Annotated in this window: 1 protein-coding gene; it reads left to right on the forward strand. The window is 66.9% G+C overall.

Annotated features, from left to right (window positions below):
• Positions 1-22: 22 nt before the first annotated feature.
• A partial coding sequence (locus RMO97_RS11745) for an ATP-binding protein (RefSeq protein ID WP_310541248.1) occupies positions 23-1609 on the forward strand: 1587 nt, incomplete at its 3' end.

Genomic DNA, 1609 nt, shown 5'->3' on the forward strand with positions numbered 1-1609 from the left:
GTATGCCTCTCGGCGCCAGTTGATGCCGGACGGGTCACACATTGTGACCATGTACGACGCCACCGCCCAGCGCGCGGCGCGGGAGGAGATCGAGGACGCCCGGCGCACCCGCAAGGTGCTGGGCGCGTCGGCGGGCATCGGAATCTGGGAGTTCGACCTGGCCGCCAACACGATCTGGTGGTCAGAGGAGCTGGTGGAGCTGATCGGCTTTGACCCGCAAGTCACGTGGACACCTGACCGCTTCTACGAATTGATCCATCCACGCGATCTTGAGCCAATGCGCCGCGCCATGGCCAAGTCCTTCGAAACCGGCCAGCCGGCAAAGATCGAGCACCGTATCCGGGCCCACGGCCGATGGATGACCATGCGGGTGACGGTGCGCCCTGAGCGGCGCGCCGGGAACGTCTATTGCCTGAAGGGGATATCGGAAGACATCACCGCGTTGGCCAAGGCGCGTGACGCCGCCCGCCGGGGCGAACAGCAGATGCGACGGGCGCGACGCGAGGTGCAGGCCACCGCCAGCCGGCTGAACCTGGCGCTGCAGGCGGCCGAGGCCGGCGCCTACGAGATCGACCATGTGAAGAAGACCTTCTGGTGCTCGCCGGAGTTCGAACGGATCACCGGCCAGAGCGGGTCGAGCTATGAGGAGGCGTGCGAGCTCCGGTATCCGGGATTTCATACTGACGATCTGCACCATGTGCGCGCCGCGTTCCGCAGCCTGCATCGGGGTGAGACCGGACCGGGCGAAAGCTTCGAAGCGCGGATCGTGCGGCCCGACGGGTCCGAGCGCTGGGTGCGCGTCCACCACCACCTGCAGGTGTCGCGCAAGGGCCGCTGGCAGAAGGCGGTGGGCTTGATCCAGGACTGTGACGCCGCCAAGCGGCAGGAACTGGCGCTCATCGAGGCTCAGCGCGCGGCCGAAGACGCCGCCGAGGCCAAGGCCGCCTTCCTGGCCGATATGAGCCACGAAATCCGCACGCCGCTGAACGGCGTGATGGGGGTGCTGCACCTGCTCAAGACCGAAGCGTTGACGACGTCAGGGCGGGAGTTGCTGCTCGAGGCGCTCACCTGTGGCCAGATGCTGGCCGAACTGCTCAACGACGTGATCGATTTCTCCAAGATCGAAGCGGGACACCTGGAGTTGTCCAGTGAACCCGTCGACCCGGCGGCCCTGGTGCGCGGTGTCGTGCGGCTGCTGGAGCCGCAGGCCGAGGCCAAGAGCCTGAAGGTGATCATCGACGCCGACCCGACCCTGGGCTGGGTGTGGTCAGATCCGGTCCGTCTGCGCCAGGCGCTGTTCAACCTGGTGGGCAATGCGGTGAAGTTCACCGAGAAGGGTCATGTGGTGGTCCGCTGCCGACGCGCCGACGCGGGTGTGCTGCGCTTCGAGGTCGAAGACACCGGCGTGGGGATCGCGGCGGCCGCCCAGCCGCGGATGTTTGGCAGGTTTAACCAGGCTGACGCCTCCACCACGCGCAAGTTTGGGGGCTCGGGCCTGGGCCTGGCCATTACCCAGAAGCTGGCCGAAATGATGTACGGCCAGACCGGATTCACGTCTGTCGAGGGACAGGGCTCGACCTTCTGGTTTGAGGTCCGGGCCGAGGCCGCC

The sequence above is a fragment of the Phenylobacterium sp. genome, assembly GCF_031425575.1.
Taxonomy (GTDB): Bacteria; Pseudomonadota; Alphaproteobacteria; order Caulobacterales; family Caulobacteraceae; genus Phenylobacterium.